Genomic DNA, 17,534 nt, shown 5'->3' with positions numbered 1-17,534 from the left:
TGGTCAGGACAGATAAACCCTGCGCTGACCAAACTGGCCTTGGTGCCCTTGGGGTGACTTTTCAGGGGTCTGATTGTACTCGTTCGGGTAGTCCCTAGCCCTTCCCTGGTTGGAATTTTTTACATATGACCGCAAGCCCGATAGTCCGCACTGTCTACATCGTCTCCGATAGCACCGGCATCACCGCGGAAACCTTCAGCCATTCCGTGCTTTCGCAATTCGACCAGGTCGAATTCAAGCCTATCCGGCTACCATTTATCGATACCTTGGAGAAGGCCGACGAGACGGCCGCCCGGATCAACCGCAATGCCGACGAGACCGGCCTGCCGCCCATCGTCTTCAGCACCCTGGTCAACCCCGAGATCCTCGCCCGGGTGCGACAGGCCAATGGCATCTTCCTGGACCTGTTCGGCACCTTTGTCAGCCATATCGAGCAGGCGCTCGGCCTGAAGTCCAGCCATTCGATCGGCCGCTCCCACATGGCGGCCGATTCCGAGAAATACCGCAACCGTATCGACGCCATCAATTTCAGCCTGGCCCACGACGACGGGCAGTTCGTCAACCAGCTGGACCAGGCCGATGTCATCCTGGTGGGCGTCTCGCGCTGCGGCAAGACCCCTACCAGCCTCTACCTGGCCATGCAATACGCCATCAAGGCGGCCAACTTCCCGCTCACGCCCGATGATTTCGAGCGCAACAGCCTGCCCAAGACCATCGCGCCCTATCGCAACAAGCTCTTCGGGCTGTCCATCCAGCCCGACCGCCTGGCCGAAGTCCGCAATGAACGGCGGCCCAACAGTCAATACGCCACCCTCGAGCAATGCCGCTACGAGGTCGCCGAGGCCGAGCGCATGATGCGGCGCGAAGGCATTTCGTGGCTGTCGACCACCACCAAATCCATCGAGGAGATCGCCACCACGGTGCTGCAGGAAGTCGGACTGGGCCGCTACTGAACCGGGGCGCTCAGCGCTGCCAGGACGGCATGCGCACGGGCGAAGACAGGGGGACGAACCAGCTTTCGGCCGGCAGGTAATACCCCATGAGCCGGCCATTGGATTCGACCAGATAGGCTTCGCGCTCGCGGCCTTCGGCGCGCACCACGAAACGCGCGTCCAGGCGGCGGTAAACATCGCCCTGGGCGAGCGCGCCGATCCGCCGCCAGCGTGAGTCTTCCGGCAGGCTGCGGCCGTCGTCACCCGACAGGGCGGCCGGCACGGCGCGCGGCAGGATCACGATGCGATCCCCCTCGCCGCCGCGCACGGGCACCATGGCGGCGCGCTCGTGGCTGGCGCAGGCAAGCAGGCCCAGCACCAGCGCAGCGCCGGCCAGCCCGCGCGCGGCGCGAAAAAATCGATTCATTGAGGGCGCTCCCTTTCGCTCATATTGAATGCCCGCCAGCATAGCGAAAGCCGGGCGCGGGAGCGAGGGCATCAGGGCGCCATCGATTGGCGCCGCTGTTCGAACAGACAGATGGCGGCGGCGGCGCCCACATTGAGCGACTCGACCGCCTGGGCGTCGTGCGGGATGCGCAGGCGCAGACCGGCCCGCGCCTGCAGGGCAGGATCCACGCCCTGCCCTTCGTGGCCGAACACCCAGGCCAGGGCCGGCGGCAGCGCCGTGGCAAAGAGGTCCTCGGACTGCTCCAGGGACGTGACCGCCAGCGGCAGCCGCAGGCGGTCCTGCAAGGCCAGCAGGTCCACATGCTCGTGGATCTCCAGCGCGAAGTGCGCGCCCTGGCCGCTGCGCAGCACCTTGGGCGACCAGGCGGCCGCGGTGCCGGTGGCCAGGAAGGCCAGGCGGATGCCGGCCGCCGCGCAGGTGCGCAGCAGACTGCCCACATTGCCGGGATCCTGGATGCGGTCCAGGAGGACACAGTTGGCGTTGATGTGCGGCGGCAGCTCCGGCTGCGGCGCCCTCACCACGAAGGCCACGCCCTGGTCGGCTTCGACGCTGCCCAGGCCGCGCATCAGGCGCGCGTCCAGCGCCAGGCAGCGCGCTTCGGGCACCTGGCGCGCCAACTCGGCCAGCTCGGGATGGTCCAGGCGCCCGGCGTCGAATACCGCCTGCTCCGGCGCGCCATGGCGCGCCAGCCAGGCCTGGCACAGATGCACGCCTTCGAGCAGCACGGGCGCCCCGCGCCTGCCAGCCTGCTCGGCCAGGCGGTAAAGCGCCTTGACGGCGGGATTGTCGCGCGAGGAAATGAACTTCATGCCAGGACGCCGAAAGCCTTGATGGGCGCAAAGCTGCGCCGGTGTTCGGGACAAGGGCCATGGGCGCGCAGGCGCTCCAGGTGCAGGGCCGTGCCATATCCCTTGTGCTGGTCGAAGGCGTACTGCGGATAGAGCGCATGCAGGCGCAGCAGGTCGCTGTCGCGCGCGGTCTTGGCCAGGATGGAGGCCGCCGAAATGGCCGGCACCAGGGCGTCGCCCTTGATGACGGTCTGCACCGTGCAGCGCAGGCGCGGCGCCTGGTTGCCATCGACCAGCGCCACCTGCGGCGCTCTGCCCAGGCCCAGCACCGCGCGCTCCATGGCCAGCAGCGTGGCGCGCAGAATATTGAGGCTGTCGATCTCCTGGACGCTGGCGCTGGCGATGCACCAGGCGAGCGCGCCGGCCTTGATTTCCTCGGCCAGGGCTTCGCGCCGCTCGGCCTTCAACACCTTGGAATCCGCCAGGCCCTCGATAGGCCGGTCCGGATCGAGCATGACCGCGGCGGCGTAGACCGCGCCGGCCAGGGGGCCCCTGCCCGCCTCGTCGATGCCGGCCACGCCGTGCACCGGATAGACGGGCTCGCCGAACAGATCAGCCTGGGCCATGGGCGACCTCCAGGATGGCCTGCGCGGCCAACGCGGGCGTATCGCGCAACAGCGCCTCGTGCAGGGCCGTAAAGCGCGCCTCGATACGTGCCGCATTGTCCTTGTCCGTCAGGGACGCCCAGGTGGCCTCGGCCAGTTTCTCGGGCGTGGCGTCGTCCTGCAGCAGCTCGGGCACCGCAAAGTCCTTGAGCAGCACATTGGGCAGCCCCACCCACGGCAGATACGGCCGCTGCTGGCCGGATTTCCAGGCCATGATGCGCCGCATCCAGGGCGACAGCACATAGGAAATCACCATGGGACGCTTGTACAAGGCCGTCTCCAGCGTGGCCGTGCCGCTGGCCACCAGCACGGCGTCGGCGGCCTCCATGACGCTCCAGGCCACCGGCGTGCCGGTATCTTCCTGCACGTCCTCGACAGTCACGCAGCGCAGCCCGGGCACGGGATACTGCGCCAGGATCTGTTCGAACTCGGCGCGGCGCTGGGGGTTGACCATGGGCACCACGCAGCGCAGCGCCGGATCGTTGCGCAGCAGGATCTGGGCCGCCGCCAGGAAACGCGGCGCCAGGATGCGGATTTCGGAAGAACGGCTGCCCGGCAGGATGGCCAGCACGCGCTCGCCGGACTGCAGGCCCAGGCGGGCACGGGCCGCCTCGCGATCGGGCCGCATGGGGATGACGCCGGCCAGCGGATGGCCCACGTAGGTCACCGGTATGCCTTCCTTCTGGTAGATCTCCTCCTCGAAGGGAAAGAGCACCAGCATATGGGAGACGGCGGCGCGTATCTTGTGGATGCGCTCGTAGCGCCAGGCCCAGATCGAGGGGCCCACGAAGTGCACGGTCGGGATACCCGCCTGGCGCAACTGCAGCTCCAGGCGCAAATTGAAATCGGGCGCGTCTATGCCGACGAATGCCGCCGGCCGCGCCGCCAGCAGGCGCCGCTTGGTGTCGCCGTAAATGGACAGCAGGCTGGGAATGCGCTTGAGCGCATCGACATAGCCGAAGACGGACAGCGCGTGCATGGGATGCCAGGCCTCGAAACCCCTGGCCTGCATCTGCGGCCCGCCTATGCCGGCGCAATGCACATCGGGGGCCCGCGCTTGCAGGCCCCCGATGATCCGCCCGGCCAGCAGGTCGCCCGAAGGCTCGCCGGCCACCATGCCTATGGACAGGCTCATGGACGGATGATGCCGCGGTTGGAAGCGTCCAGGAAGTCCAGCAGCACCTGCAGGACCTCGGCGACATCGGGCTCGGATTGCTGGCGGGCCCGCAGTTCGGCGCGCGCCTCGTCCAGCGCCAGGCCGCGCCGGTACAGGATCTTGTAGGCCTCGCGCAGCGCCGAGATGCTGGCCGGCGAAAAGCCGCGGCGCTTCAGGCCCTCGACATTGATCCCCACCGGACGGCAGGGATTGCCCGCGCTCAGCACATAGGGCGGCGTATCCTGCATGAGCGAACTGTTGCCGCCCGTCATGCTGTGCGCGCCGATCTTGGAAAACTGGTGCACGCCGGTCAGGCCGCCGACGATGGCCCAATCGCCCACGTGCACATGGCCGCCCAGCTGGACAGAGTTGGCCAGGATGGTGTTGCTGCCGATGTGGCAGTCATGGGCGATATGCACATAGGCCATGATCCAATTGTCATTGCCCAGCGTGGTCACGCCGCCATCCTGCACCGTGCCGGTATTGAAGGTGGTGAACTCGCGCACCGTATTGCGGTCACCGATCACCAGCCGGGTCGCCTCGCCTGCGTACTTCTTGTCCTGCGGCATGCCGCCAATGGAGCAAAAGCGGTAGAAGCGATTATCCCGTCCGATGGTGGTCACGCCATCGATGACGCAGTGCGGGCCGATTTCGGTGCCGGCGCCGATGGTCACATCGGGACCCACCACGCTATACGGGCCTATCGTGACCGAACTGTCGATGCGGGCGGCCGGGTCGACCACCGCGGTGGGATGAATGTTTGCGGACATTTACTCTTCCAGACTGCGAATGGCGCACATCAGTTTGGCCTCGGCCACCAGCTGTCCATCCACCAGGGCCCGTCCCTGGTACTTGCAGATGGTGCGGCTCAGGCGCTCGGCTTCGACTTCGATGCGCAGCTGGTCGCCCGGCACCACCGGACGGCGGAAACGCGCACCGTCTATACCCACCAGATAATACGCCGTCTTGCTGCCCTCGCACTTCAGGCCGCCGTTGTCGTCGGTAAACGAAAACAAGGCCGAAGCCTGGGCCATTGCCTCGACGATGAGCACGCCCGGCATCACCGGGTGATGGGGAAAATGGCCATTGAAGAAAGGTTCATTGATGGAGACGTTCTTGACGGCCACGATGGATTTACCAGGCACCATTTCCAGTACCCGGTCGATCAGCAGCATCGGATAGCGATGCGGCAGACGCTCCATAATCCCCTTGATGTCGAGTTCCATGACTTTCGTTCCTGCGATATGAATAGATGGCGCGAGGCCGCCCGCGGACGGCCTCGCGTAAACATGTTCCGCCGCGCGGGCCTTACGCTTTTTCGAGCGTGCGCACCCGGCGACGCAATTGGGCCAGCTGTTGTATCACGGCGGCGTTGCGTTGCCACTCGCCGTGTTCGGCATACGGATAGACACCGGTATAGCGGCCGGGCTTGCTGATGCTCGACGTCACGGGCGTGCCGCCCGAGATCGTCACGTCGTCGCAGATGCTCAGGTGGCCCGAGAACATGGCCGCCCCGCCCACGATGCAACGCTCGCCTATCGTGGTCGAACCGGCCACGCCGGTGCAGGCCGCGATCGCCGTATGCGCGCCGATGCGCACGTTGTGCGCGATCATGATCAGGTTATCGAGCTTCACGCCATTGCCGATGACGGTGTCTTCCAGGGCGCCGCGGTCGATGGTAGTGTTGGCGCCGATCTCGACGTCGTCACCGATCGTTACCCCGCCCAATTGCGGAATCTTACCCCAGGCGCCCTTGCCCAGGGTGGGATCGGGCGCGAAGCCGAAGCCGTCGGCGCCCAGCACCACGCCGCTATGCACGATGGCGCGCGCGCCGATGGTCACGCCGTCATAGAGGGTCACGCGGGCGCTCAGGCGGCTGTCCGGACCCACGCGGCTGCCCTTGCCGATCACACAGGCCGGGCCGATGACGGCGCCGCGGCCGATGACGGCACCTGACTCGATCACGCATTGCGGGCCCACGCTGGCGCCGTCCTCGATGACGGCATCCCCGGCGACCACCGCGCTGGGGTGCACGCCGGCGGCCGGCAGGCCGCGCCGTTCGGCGTCAAACCATTGCGCCAGCCGGGCGTATAGCAGATAGGGGTGCCGGCAGACCACGAACAGCCGGGCACTGCCCTGCTCGCGCTGGGCCTGGGCGACGTCCGGGGTGACGATCACCGCGGCCGCGCCGGTCGAGGCCAGCTGGCCCTGGTAGCGGGGATTGGAAAGAAAGGAGATTTCCTGCGCGCCGGCGGAAGCCAGCGTGCCGATACCGGCGATCAGCGGCAGCTCCGCGCCGCCGGTATCGAGCTGCGGGTCCAGCCCTTGCGTACTGGCCCGGGACAACAAAGCGTCCAGACGCGGCGCCCGGGCAGGATCCAGCAGTACAGGCATGGACGATCAGCGGCCCAGCGCCTGGATCACCTTGTCGGTGATGTCGACGCGCGGATTGACCGTCACGGCATCCTGGACGATGAGGTCGTAGTTCTCTTGTTCGGCGATGCGCTTGATGGCGTCATTGGCCTTGGTCACGATGCCCGAGAACTCTTCGTTGCGGCGGCGGTTGAAGTCTTCCTGGAACTCGCGGCGCTTGCGCTGCAGGTCCATGTCCAGGTTGGACAGCTCACGCTGGCGCTTGACACGATCGGACTCCGACAGGACGGGGGCGTCCTTGTCGAACTTCTCGGCCTGGCTGCGCAGCTGCGTGCCCATGCGCTGCAGCTCGTCGTCTCGGCGCTTGAATTCCGCTTCGATCTTGCTTTGCGCGGCCTTCGCCGGACCCGATTCACGCAGGATCCGCTCCGTGTTCACGAAGCCGATCTTGGTGCCTTGCGCCTGCGCCGTCGTCACCGCCGCCGAGCCGAACAGCAGTGCACCCGCCAGCGCCAGGGACGTCGCCAGTTTGCCGGCGCGCCGGCCCGAGGTGTTGAGTGCGAAATCAGACATCATGAAAATCTCACCTTTGGAAGGTAAAGGGCAAAGTCAATATTGTGCCACTAAACCGCAGGGGCGCGAGCCTTGGCCCATGACCCCATGTTTCAACCGTTACGAATAAACCCTTGGACCAGCGAATAATAAATCGGGCCTGCAGGTATTAATCGATGCCCTAAACAAAACCTTGATTCAGATCATCAGAAACCGGTGCCGATCTGGAACTGGAAGCTCTGTTTATCGTCACCCGGCTTGGCATTGAGCGGACGCGCGTAGGACAGCTGCAGCGGACCCAGCGGCGACTGCCACGACAGGCCAATACCCGCCGAATAACGCCAGCCGCAAGGATCCTCGACCGGATCGGAAGCCTTGCCCGCCGTGCAGCTCATGCCGCTGCCGGCCGCGACCTGGCCTGCGTCGGCGAAGACGAACCAGCGCAGGGTGCGGTCTTTGTTGGCCCCCGGGAACGGCAGGTAGAGCTGCGCGTTGGCGATGATGCGGCGCGAACCGCCCAGGTAATCGCCAGTATCCACGTCGCGCGGACCCAGCGAGGCGCCGTCGTAGCCGCGCACCGTGCCGATGCCGCCGCCGTAGACGTTCTTGATCACCGGATAGTCCTTGCCGCCATAGGAACGGCCGTAATCGACCATGCCGTTCAGCGCCAGGGTGTAGCTGCGGCCCAGGGGCAGGAAGTACTGCTGCTGCGCGGTGAGCAGGTAGTACTTCAGGTCCATGGTGGAGACATCGCCCTTCAGGCGGGTGTAGGCGCCCTTGGTCGGCGCCAGGGCGCTGTCGCGCGTGTCCTTGGACCAGCCGGTGCTGAAAATGATGGCGTTGGTCGAGTCGCCGTACTGGTCGACGAAGTCCCGATAGGCGCGCGGCGAATTGGTGTACAGATCGATCTGGTTGCGCTCGAAGCTGGCGCCCAGGAAGACGCGGTCGTACTCCGAGATCGGCACCCCGAAGTTCATGCCCAGGCCCATGGCCTTGACGCGGTAGTCGCCGTCGTTGTTGTTCCAGGGTTCGGTCACGCGATAGTACAGCGAGGTCGTGCGGCTGATCCCTTCCTTGGTGAAGTAGGGATCGGTATGCGACAGCACGGCGGCGCGGTTGGTCTGGCTGGTGTTGACCTGCAAGGACAGGTTGGTGCCGCTGCCGAACACGTTGTCTTCGCTGATGCCGGCCGACAGGATGGCCTTGTCGGTCGAGCCGTAGCCCACGCCAAGGTTGATCATGCCGGTGGGCTTTTCCTTCACGTCCACGTTGACGTCGACCTGGTCGGGCGAGCCCGGCACCGGGTCGGTCTTGACGTTGACCTCGTTGAAATAGCCCAGGCGGTCGACGCGGTCGCGCGAGACCTTGATGTCGCCGGCATCGTACCAGGCGGCTTCTTGCTGGCGCATTTCGCGCCGCACGACCTCGTCCCGGGTACGGGTGTTGCCGCCGATCTGGATACGGCGCACATAGACGCGGCGGCTCGGATCGACGTAGAAAGTGACGTCGGCTTCGTGCTTTTCGCGATCCAGCTGCGGATTGGGGTTGACGTTGGCAAAGGCGTAGCCCAGCTCGCCCAGGTAGTCGGTGACCGCCTTGGCCGAGTTGTTGGCCTTGGAGGCCGAGAAGACTTCATCGGGCTTGAGCTCGATGAGCTTGTTGATCTCGCTGTCCAGGCCCAGCAGGTTGCCCGCCAGCTTCACGCTGCGCACCTTGTAGGGCTCGCCCTCGTGCACGGTGAGGGTGATGAAGATGTCCTTGCGGTCGGGCGAGATGGTGACTTGTGGCGGCTCGGCCGAGAATTCCAGATAGCCGCGATCGAGATAATAGGAGCGCAGGCGCTCGACATCGCCCTCGAGTTTTTCGCGCGAATACTTGTCGGTATTGGTGTACCAGGTGAGCCAGCCGGGCGTGGTCAGGTCGAACTGATCCAGCAGCTCGCTTTCCGAGAACGCCTTGTTGCCGACGATGCGGATCTCGCGGATCTTGGCGACATCGCCTTCAAAGACGTCGAAGCTCACGCCCACGCGGTTGCGCGGCAGCGGCGTGACGGTGGCGGTCACTTCCACGCCGTACTTGCCCTTGCTCAGGTACTGTTCCTTGAGCTCGTACTGGGCACGCTCGAGCATGGACTGGTCGAAGATGCGGCCTTCGCCGAAACCCACCTGCGACAGCGACTTGATGATGTTCTTGGACTCGAACTCCCGCATGCCGTTGAAGCTGATCGACGCGATGGTCGGCCGCTCCTGGACGACGACCACCACGACGTTGTTCTCGGTGCGGATCTGCACGTCGCTGAAAAAGCCCGTGCCGTAGAGACGGCGGATGGCTTCGGTCGCATCGGCCTCGGTGAATTTCTCGCCCACCTTGACGGGCAGATAGCCGAAGACCGTGCCCGCGTCGGTGCGCTGGATACCCTCGACGCGAATATCGCGCACGACGAAAGGGTCGAAAGCATAGGCCAGGGCCGGCAAAAGCAGCGCGGCAATCAGGCTGGGCAATTTGGCGGCTTTGAGCAGATGCCGTTGCGTGTGCCTTTTTTGCATTGCGCCCCTCTGGTGATTAATCATCCGGCGAAAAGACATCCTTTGCTATCCTTGGTCGTGCAAATGGCGGGGGATTTTATTCGATTCACGCCTAGGTGAACAGGCGCGCGAAATCGTTGAACAAGGCCAACCCCATAAGGCCCGCCAACAAGCCGATACCGGCACGCTGCCCGATGTCGATCCAACGATCGGGCACCGGACGGCCTCTGATAATTTCGACGAGATAGTACAGCAGATGCCCCCCGTCCAGCATGGGTATGGGCAGCAGGTTGAGCACGCCCAGGCTGATACTGATCAAGGCGAGATAGGCGATATAGGCTTCGAGCCCGATGCGGGCGGTCTGGCCCGCATAATCGGCGATGGTGACCGGGCCGCTGATATTGCGCCAGGACACCTCGCCCAGCACCATGCGGCCCATCATGCGCAGCGACAGCCAGGCCGTGTCCCAGGTGCGCTGCACGCCGCGCCAGAGGCTGTCGAGCGGGCCGAAGCGCTCGAGCACCATGGGGACATCGCCGCCCAGCTGCACGCCGATGCGGCCGACGACCTGCCCTTGCACCGTCTCGGCGCGCGGGGTCACCGTCAGGCTCAGCGCGGCGCCGTCGCGCCGCAGGGTGAGCGCCAGCGGCTTGCCGGCATATTCCTGCACGACACGCACCAGCGCGCCAGCGTCGGCCACGGGCTGGCCGGCGGCGGTCAGGACCAGGTCGCCTTCGCGCAGGCCGGCGGCCTCGCCGGCCCCGCCGGCGATCACGCCGCGCACCACCGGCTTGGCCGCCTGCAGCCGCAGGCCGGCAAGCTGAACCGGGTCGGCCTCGGAGGGATCGAGGCGCTCGCCGGGCGGCAAGGCCAGCACCAGCGTGCGCGGCACGCCGTTCTCGCCGCGGACCTCCAGTTGCACCGGGGCGCCCGAGGACAGGCGGTCGAACAGGCGCCAGCGCGCATCGGTCCATGAAGCGACGGCGCGGCCGTCGACCGACTCGACGCGGTCGCCGGCGGCCACGCCCGCGGCGGCGGCGGCGCTGTGCTCGGCCGGCTGGCCGAGGATGGCCGCGGGCACCTGGGTGCCGACCATGTTCAGGCCCGCGTAGAGGGCGACGGCCAGGATGAGATTGAAGATGGGGCCGGCCGCGACGATGGCGAAACGCCGGCCCACGGGCTGGGTATTGAAGGCCTCGGCCGCCTGCGCCGGCGTGGCGCCGGGCGGCGGATCATCCTGCATCTTGACGTAGCCGCCCAGCGGGATGGCCGAGACCGCCCATTCCGTGCCATTGCGGTCGCGGCGGCGCAGCAGCACCCGGCCGAAACCCACGGAAAAACGCAGCACCCGCACGCCGCACAGGCGTGCCACCCAATAATGGCCAAGCTCGTGGAAGGTGATGAGGATGCCCAGCGCGACGACAAAGGCGAGCAGGGTGAAAATCATGTAGGCGGACCCATACTGAACCGGGCCTTGCGGCCCGGCGGGGAGTCGACGGCCCTGACCGCCCTGCCCGGCGCCAACAACGGCGGGAAGGAAGAATCAGGCCAGGCCAAGGTTGCCGGCATACGCGCGCACTTCGGCATCCAGGTCAAGCACGTCAGTCAATCGGTCAAGCGTAACAGAAGGACGCCCGGCCTGCCACTCGAGCGCGGCCTCGATGACGCGCGCGATCCAGGTATATGGCAGCCGGCCCTCCAGGAAGCCGGCGACGGCGACTTCGTTGGCCGCATTCAGGGCCACGCAGGCGGCCTGGCCCGCGCGCAGGGCCGCGTAGGCCAGCGCCAGACAGGGAAAGCGCTGCAAGTCGGGGGCCTCGAATTCCAACCGACCCCATTTCACCAGATCCAGCGGGCTGACCCCGGGGTTCAGGCGCTGCGGAAAACCCAGGCCATAGGAGATCGGGGTGCGCATGTCCGGCTGCCCCATCTGCGCCAGCACCGAGCCATCCTCGTACTCGACCATGGAATGCACGACGCTCTGGGGATGGATCAGCACCTCGATGCGCTCGGCCGGCATGGCGAACAGCCAGTGCGCCTCGATAACTTCAAGCCCTTTGTTCAGCATGGTGGCCGAGTCGACCGAAATCTTGCGTCCCATGCTCCAGTTGGGATGGGCGCAGGCCTGGTCGGGGGTGACATCGGCGAGGTCGGCCGGATCGTGGCGCCGGAACGGCCCGCCCGAGGCCGTCAGGATGAGTTTGCGCACCCCCGGCGCCGGCGCCAGCGGCGCCTCGGCACGGCCGGACTGCGGCAGGCACTGGAAAATGGCGTTGTGTTCGCTGTCGATGGGCAGCAGTTCGGCGCCGGACTGGCGCACCGCGGCCATGAAGAGCGAACCCGCGGCCACCAAGGCTTCTTTGTTGGCGAGCAGCACCCGCTTGCCGGATTGCGCCGCGGCCAGGGCGGCCGGCAAGCCGGCGGCGCCCACGATGGCGGCCATGACGGTGTCGCAGCCGGGATCGGCCGCCGTCTCGGCGAGCGCCCGGGCGCCCACCCGGACCTCGGGCATGGGGCTGGCGCCCTTCCAGGCCTGGCGAAAGCGTGCCGCGGCCGCATCGTCGGGCACGGCCACGACGGCCGCGCCGGTGGCGGCCGCCTGGGCCGCCAGCTTGTCCATGCGGCTGAAGGCCGACAGGGCGTAAACCCCGAAATGCTCGGGATAGCGTGCGATGACATCCAGGGTGCTGTCGCCGATCGACCCGGTCGATCCCAGCACCGCGATGCGTTTGAAACCGCTCAAAACAGAACTCCAGACATGAGCAAGGCGACAGGAGCCACCGGCAGGACCGCGTCGATGCGGTCGTAGACCCCGCCGTGGCCGGGCAGGAGCTGGCTCGAGTCCTTGCGCCCGGCGCGACGCTTGAGCAGCGACTCGAACAGATCCCCCACGATGGACAATACGCCCAGCAGGGCCGCGGCGGGAATCGCCAGGCCCAGCCCGCGGCTCAGCAGATCCTGGCCGAAGGTCCCGGGGAAGTAGCCGCTGCCCACGGTCCAGAGGACCGCGCCGGCCACCCCGGCCACCGCGCCGGCCACGGTCTTGCCGGGGCTGACCTTGGGCGCGAGCTTGCGCTTGCCGAACGCGCGTCCGGCGAAATAAGCGGCGATGTCGGCCACCCAGACCAGCGCCAGCAGGGACACGACGTAGACCGGGCCGCGCAGCACGAAAAACAGCGCCAGCGCCGACCAGGCGGCCAGCACGGCGAATACCGCGAACACCGACCAGCCCAGGCTGACCGGATCCGCGTCGGAACGTCCGCGATACACGGCGCCAAAGGCGCCCAGCACCCAGATCGCGGCCACGGCGGGGATCAGCCCCCTGACCACCCAGGCCGTCACATAGATGGCCTCGCCCTGCCCCCGCAGCCATACATCGGCCAGCCACAGCATGGCCAGGAACAGCAGCGCGGGCACGCCGACGGCAATCACCGTGGCGCCGGGCGGCAGGGTCAGCCGCAGCCATTCCCAGGCCGCGCAGGCCGCGCCCAGCGCCAGCAGGGCCATGAACCACCACGGATTGGCGCTGGCCAGGGTGGCAGCCAACACGGCCAGAAGCACCACGGCGGTAACAATACGCTGACCCAGCATGGACCGTCTCCTCGGATATTGGCGTCAGCGCCCGGTATTCAATTGCGCGCTCGTGCGGCCGAAGCGGCGTTCGCGGCCGCCGTACCACGCGAAGGCGGCCTCGAGCTGCTCGGCGCCGAAATCGGGCCAATAGGCGTCGCTGAAATACAGCTCGGTATAGGCCAGCTGCCAGATAAGAAAATTGGAAATACGCTGCTCTCCGCCCGTGCGGATGAACAGGTCGGGCTCGGGCGCCCAGGACATGGAGAGGTATTGGGCAAGCCGCGACTCGTCGATGTCCTGCGGACGGGCGGCCAGGCCGGGTTCGGCCTGCAGCATGGCGCGGGTGGCCTGCAGGATGTCCCAGCGTCCGCCGTAATTGGCCGCGATGCTCAGGTGCAGGCGGTCATTGCCGCGGGTGCGCTCCTGGGCCGCGTGGATCAGCTCCTGCAGCCGCGGCTCGAAGGCCGACAGATCGCCCACGACGTGCAGGCGCACACCCTGCTCCTGCAGCTTGTCGACCTCGCGCTCCAGCGCCTGGACGAACAACCGCATCAACAGCGACACTTCGTCGGCCGGACGGCGCCAGTTCTCGGAGCTGAAGGCAAAAAGGGTCAGATAACGCACGCCCCGGCGGCCGCAGGCCTCGACCACGCGGCGCACGGCTTGCACGCCCTTGGCATGGCCCGCCGTGCGCGGCAGATGGCGGCGCGTCGCCCAGCGGCCGTTGCCGTCCATGATGATGGCAACGTGCTTGGGAATCGCGCCGGTTTCGGGAATCGCCTGGGTGGAACTTGTTGCCATGTCGTGTGCGCCTCACGTCGCCCGGGGCGGCCGCGAAGCCTTGGAAAAACCAGCGCCGCCCCGATTGCCTGCCCCGCCAGGCCTGGCTTGGCAGCGGCATGGCGGCGGCGCAAAACGTCATCGTCCTTGAAAAACCGCCACAGCGCAAATTCACGGCCGTGGCGGGTCCCGGTCAGACGGTCATGATCTCCGCTTCTTTCTGCGCGACCATCTTGTCGATATCGGCCACGGCGCGATCGGTCAGCTTCTGGATGTCGTCCTGGGCGCGGCGCTCGTCGTCCTCGGAGATGTCCTTGTCCTTGACCAGCTTCTTGAGGCCTTCGTTGGCCTCGCGGCGCAGGTTGCGCACGGCGACCTTGGCGTCTTCGCCTTCGCTGCGCACGACCTTGGTCAGGTCGCGGCGGCGCTCTTCGGTCAAGGGGGGCATCGGCACGCGGATGGTGTCGCCCAGCGAGACCGGGTTCAGGCCCAGGTCGGATTCGCGGATGGCCTTCTCGATCGGGCCGGCCATCTGCTTTTCGTAGGGCTGCACGCTGATCGTGCGCGCGTCGACCAGGTTGACGTTGGCGACCTGGCCCACCGGCACGGGCGAACCGTAGTACTCCACCTGCACGTGGTCCAGGATGCCCGTATGGGCGCGGCCGGTGCGGATCTTGGCCAGGTTGGTCTTGAGCGTGTCGAGCGACTTGCTCATCCTGGACTCGGCCGATTTACGAATATCTGCGACGCTCATGGTGTTTCCTTTTTTAAACGTGCACCAGAGTGCCTTCGTCCTCGCCTCCGACCACGCGCTTGAGCGCACCGGACTTGTTGATCGAAAACACTTTGATAGGCAATTTCTGGTCGCGGCACAGCGCGAAGGCCGTGGCGTCCATGACTTCCAGGCGGCGCACGATCGCTTCGTCAAAGCTGATGCGCGCGTAGCGCGTGGCCGTCGGATCCTTGTTGGGATCCGCGCTGTAGATGCCATCGACCTTGGTGGCCTTCAGGACGATCTCCGCGCCGATTTCCGCGCCGCGCAGGGCTGCGGCGGTATCGGTCGTGAAGAAGGGGTTGCCCGTGCCGGCGGCGAAAATGACGACCCTGCCCTCTTCGAGGTAGCGCAGGGCTTTGGGGCGGATGTAGGGTTCGACGACCTGATCGATATTCAGGGCCGATTGCACGCGGGTGTCCACACCCTTGTGCTTCAACGCATCCTGCAAGGCAAGCGCGTTCATGATCGTGGCCATCATGCCCATGTAGTCGGCGGTCGCGCGGTCCATGCCCTGCGCGCCCGGGGCGACCCCACGGAAGATGTTGCCACCACCGATGACGATGGCCAGCTCGACGCCCATGGCGGCGACTTCGGCGATCTCATCGGTCATGCGGACGATGGTGGAGCGATTGATGCCGAAAGCATCATCGCCCATCAGCGCCTCGCCGGAAAGTTTGAGAAGAACCCGTTTATATGATCTGCTGCTCATAGGTGATATCCCGAGAAACGATCCGACGAAAGTGTAAGACAAGAAATAGGCCGGTCACAGAGGATTTGGCCCCCCTGCGCCGGCCCTTAGGCACTATTTTGGGCTTCAGGCGCGGCCAGCGGCGGCGGCGGCGACTTCAGCGGCAAAATCGGTGGTCTTCTTCTCGATGCCTTCACCAACGACGTACAGGACGAATTGCTTGATCGAGGCGCCCTTTTCCTTGAGCATCTGCTCGACCGATTGCTTGTCGTTCTTGACGAAGGGCTGGGACATCAGCGTGACTTCCTTCAGGAACTTCTGCACCGAACCTTCGACCATCTTGGCGACGATTTCAGCCGGCTTGCCCGACTCGGCGGCCTTCTGCTCGGCGACCGAACGCTCGGTGGCGATGTCTTCGGCCGACACGCCGTCGGCATTCAGGGCCTTGGGCTTGGTCGCGGCGATGTGCATGGCCAGATCCTTGCCGACTTCTTCGGCGCCGGCGTACTCCACCAGCACGCCGATACGGCCGCCGTGCACATAGCTGGCCAGGGCGTCCGGGGTCTCGATGCGCTGGAAGCGGCGGATCGAGATGTTCTCGCCGATCTTGCCGACCAGGGCGGTGCGGGTGGTTTCGATGGTGCCTTCGCCAAAGGGCAGCGCGGACAGCGCGGCGACGTCGGCGGGGTTCTGGGTGGCGACCAGCTCGGCCAGCTTGTTGACGAACTCGACGAAATCCGGGTTCTTGGCAACAAAGTCGGTTTCGCAGTTGACTTCGATGACGGCGCCTTGCTTGCCCGCGATGAACAGGCCGATCAGGCCTTCGGCGGTCACGCGGGAGGCTGCCTTGCTGGCCTTGTTGCCCAGCTTGACGCGCAGGATTTCCTCGGCACGGGCCAGATCGCCTTCGGCTTCCGTCAGGGCCTTCTTGCACTCCATCATGGGCGCATCGGTCTTCTCGCGCAGTTCCTTGACCAGGGCGGCGGTAATTTCAGCCATGTTTGCTCCAATTCGCTAAGACATGCCCCGGAAGAACCGGGGCATATGGTTTGATTCGTTGTGACACCCGGCCAGCAGCGCCGGGCCTGAGGCGGGAGCCCGCCTCGGCATGATCGCCGCCGGATGTTTCATCCGGCGGCTCGGTGCATCAGGCCTGGCCGTCCTGCACTTCGACGAACTCTTCCTGGCCTTCGGCGATCTCTTCGACCAAGCCGTTCAGGTTCTGTTCGCGGCCTTCCAGCACGGCGTCGGCGATGCCCTTGGCATACAGCGCGATGGCGCGGGCCGAGTCGTCGTTGCCGGGGATGACGTAGTCCACGCCATCGGGCGAGTGGTTGGTATCAACCACGGCCACGACCGGGATGCCCAGCGTGCGGGCTTCGGCAACAGCAATCTTGTGGTAGCCGACGTCGATCACGAACAGGGCGTCGGGCAGGCCGTTCATGTCCTTGATGCCGCCGATCGACTTGTTCAGCTTGTCCAGCTCGCGCTGGAACAGCAGGCCTTCCTTCTTAGTCAGGCGCTCGACGCTGCCGTCGGCGACCATGGCTTCCATGTCCTTCAGGCGCTTGATCGAGCTCTTGACGGTCTTGAAGTTGGTCAGCATGCCACCCAGCCAGCGGGCGTCGACGTAGGGCATGCCGCAGCGCTGGGCTTCGGCCGAAACCAGCTCACGGGCGGCGCGCTTGGTGCCGACGAACAGGATGTTGCCGCCACGGGCAGCCAGCTGCTTGACGAACTTGGTGGCTTCCTGGAACTTGCCGACGGTCTGTTCCAGGTTGATGATGTGGATCTTGTTGCGGTGGCCGAAGATGTAGGGAGCCATCTTCGGATTCCAGTAACGGGTCTGGTGGCCGAAGTGGACACCGGCTTCGAGCATTTCGCGCATGAGGGACATAATTATCTCCGAGGGTTGGGTCTTGCGTCTGGCCTGCACCGGCTCACCGGCACCCTGGGTGGCTAGACGCGCGATTTCCTGGCCGGCATGATTGCCTGACAGGATGGTTGCAGAAAACGGGTCGGCCGATCGCGCCCACGCCCGGGACAACCCCGCAACGCGCGCGACAAACCCAGACGACCGTCATGGCGCAACGCCATGGCAAGCCCGAACCGTTTTGTCGGCGGCGGAATCCGGCATCCTGGAATCAGGTCCCGGGGCATTTCGGCCGGACTTCCGTCCAGCGAACTTAATCCGGGCGCCCACACCGCGCCTGCACCGCCGCTCAAAAACGTGATCGAAGCCTTATGGGGACAGCTTG

The 17,534-nt window shown here is 66.0% G+C and carries 18 protein-coding genes; 1 reads left to right on the top strand and 17 read right to left on the bottom strand.

Annotated elements, in window-relative coordinates; translation table 11 throughout:
- The first annotated feature begins 125 nt into the window (after window positions 1-125).
- Entirely contained in the window at window positions 126-953 is an 828-nt protein-coding gene (gene ppsR / locus AXA74_RS20000) for a posphoenolpyruvate synthetase regulatory kinase/phosphorylase PpsR (protein WP_029581190.1), read from the top strand.
- A gap of 10 nt (window positions 954-963) precedes the next feature.
- Here ppsR and AXA74_RS19995 read toward each other — a convergent pair whose 3' ends face one another.
- The 17 genes from AXA74_RS19995 to rpsB form a co-directional block, all read right to left on the bottom strand.
- On the bottom strand, window positions 964-1,359 hold the full coding sequence (locus AXA74_RS19995; RefSeq protein ID WP_029581191.1) for a hypothetical protein: 396 nt from the start codon (window positions 1,357-1,359) through the stop codon (window positions 964-966).
- 71 nt (window positions 1,360-1,430) lie between these two features.
- Entirely contained in the window at window positions 1,431-2,210 is a 780-nt protein-coding gene (locus AXA74_RS19990) for a TrmH family RNA methyltransferase (protein ID WP_032956766.1), read from the bottom strand.
- Window positions 2,207-2,815: a ribonuclease HII gene (rnhB, locus tag AXA74_RS19985; protein WP_029581193.1), complete on the bottom strand. Its 609-nt coding sequence runs from the start codon at window positions 2,813-2,815 to the stop codon at window positions 2,207-2,209. Before rnhB ends, AXA74_RS19990 begins: the two co-directional genes overlap by 4 nt.
- On the bottom strand, window positions 2,802-3,989 hold the full coding sequence (gene lpxB / locus AXA74_RS19980; RefSeq protein WP_029581194.1) for a lipid-A-disaccharide synthase: 1,188 nt from the start codon (window positions 3,987-3,989) through the stop codon (window positions 2,802-2,804). Before lpxB ends, rnhB begins: the two co-directional genes overlap by 14 nt.
- Complete coding sequence (gene lpxA / locus AXA74_RS19975; protein ID WP_029581195.1) at window positions 3,986-4,780, bottom strand: acyl-ACP--UDP-N-acetylglucosamine O-acyltransferase; 795 nt, start codon at window positions 4,778-4,780, stop codon at window positions 3,986-3,988. Before lpxA ends, lpxB begins: the two co-directional genes overlap by 4 nt.
- A complete protein-coding gene (fabZ, locus tag AXA74_RS19970; protein ID WP_029581196.1) occupies window positions 4,781-5,236 on the bottom strand; it encodes a 3-hydroxyacyl-ACP dehydratase FabZ in 456 nt (151 codons plus the stop codon).
- Window positions 5,237-5,318: 82 nt separating this feature from the next.
- Window positions 5,319-6,404 (bottom strand): UDP-3-O-(3-hydroxymyristoyl)glucosamine N-acyltransferase, encoded by a 1,086-nt coding sequence (lpxD, locus tag AXA74_RS19965; RefSeq protein ID WP_029581197.1) that lies wholly within the window; start codon window positions 6,402-6,404, stop codon window positions 5,319-5,321.
- Window positions 6,405-6,410: 6 nt separating this feature from the next.
- Entirely contained in the window at window positions 6,411-6,959 is a 549-nt protein-coding gene (locus AXA74_RS19960; protein WP_029581198.1) for an OmpH family outer membrane protein, read from the bottom strand.
- A 182-nt stretch (window positions 6,960-7,141) separates the two neighbouring features.
- Window positions 7,142-9,520 carry an outer membrane protein assembly factor BamA gene (gene bamA / locus AXA74_RS19955; RefSeq protein WP_095075191.1) on the bottom strand — a complete coding sequence of 793 codons (2,379 nt, stop codon included), beginning with the start codon at window positions 9,518-9,520 and terminating at the stop codon, window positions 7,142-7,144.
- Between the two features lie 52 nt (window positions 9,521-9,572).
- Window positions 9,573-10,907 (bottom strand): RIP metalloprotease RseP, encoded by a 1,335-nt coding sequence (gene rseP / locus AXA74_RS19950; RefSeq protein ID WP_029581200.1) that lies wholly within the window; start codon window positions 10,905-10,907, stop codon window positions 9,573-9,575.
- Between the two features lie 96 nt (window positions 10,908-11,003).
- Complete coding sequence (locus AXA74_RS19945) at window positions 11,004-12,203, bottom strand: 1-deoxy-D-xylulose-5-phosphate reductoisomerase (RefSeq protein WP_029581201.1); 1,200 nt, start codon at window positions 12,201-12,203, stop codon at window positions 11,004-11,006.
- A complete protein-coding gene (locus AXA74_RS19940; protein ID WP_029581202.1) occupies window positions 12,200-13,051 on the bottom strand; it encodes a phosphatidate cytidylyltransferase in 852 nt (283 codons plus the stop codon). The genes AXA74_RS19945 and AXA74_RS19940 overlap by 4 nt, the downstream gene beginning before the upstream one ends.
- Window positions 13,052-13,075: 24 nt before the next feature.
- Complete coding sequence (gene uppS, locus AXA74_RS19935) at window positions 13,076-13,834, bottom strand: polyprenyl diphosphate synthase (protein ID WP_029581203.1); 759 nt, start codon at window positions 13,832-13,834, stop codon at window positions 13,076-13,078.
- A 172-nt stretch (window positions 13,835-14,006) separates the two neighbouring features.
- The gene (gene frr / locus AXA74_RS19930; RefSeq protein WP_032956757.1) at window positions 14,007-14,567 is read right to left on the bottom strand and encodes a ribosome recycling factor; all 561 of its coding nucleotides are present in this window, start codon (window positions 14,565-14,567) and stop codon (window positions 14,007-14,009) included.
- 13 nt (window positions 14,568-14,580) lie between these two features.
- Window positions 14,581-15,297: a UMP kinase gene (pyrH, locus tag AXA74_RS19925; RefSeq protein WP_029581205.1), complete on the bottom strand. Its 717-nt coding sequence runs from the start codon at window positions 15,295-15,297 to the stop codon at window positions 14,581-14,583.
- A gap of 105 nt (window positions 15,298-15,402) precedes the next feature.
- Complete coding sequence (gene tsf, locus AXA74_RS19920) at window positions 15,403-16,275, bottom strand: translation elongation factor Ts (protein ID WP_029581206.1); 873 nt, start codon at window positions 16,273-16,275, stop codon at window positions 15,403-15,405.
- Between the two features lie 148 nt (window positions 16,276-16,423).
- On the bottom strand, window positions 16,424-17,173 hold the full coding sequence (gene rpsB / locus AXA74_RS19915) for a 30S ribosomal protein S2 (RefSeq protein ID WP_029581207.1): 750 nt from the start codon (window positions 17,171-17,173) through the stop codon (window positions 16,424-16,426).
- Window positions 17,174-17,534 lie beyond the last annotated feature (361 nt).

The sequence above is a fragment of the Bordetella hinzii LMG 13501 genome (genome assembly GCF_001548475.1).
In the GTDB taxonomy this organism is placed as follows: domain Bacteria; phylum Pseudomonadota; class Gammaproteobacteria; order Burkholderiales; family Burkholderiaceae_B; genus Bordetella; species Bordetella hinzii.
The sequence above is the reverse complement of the archived record's forward strand: the minus strand, read 5'-3'. Positions and strand labels throughout refer to the sequence as shown.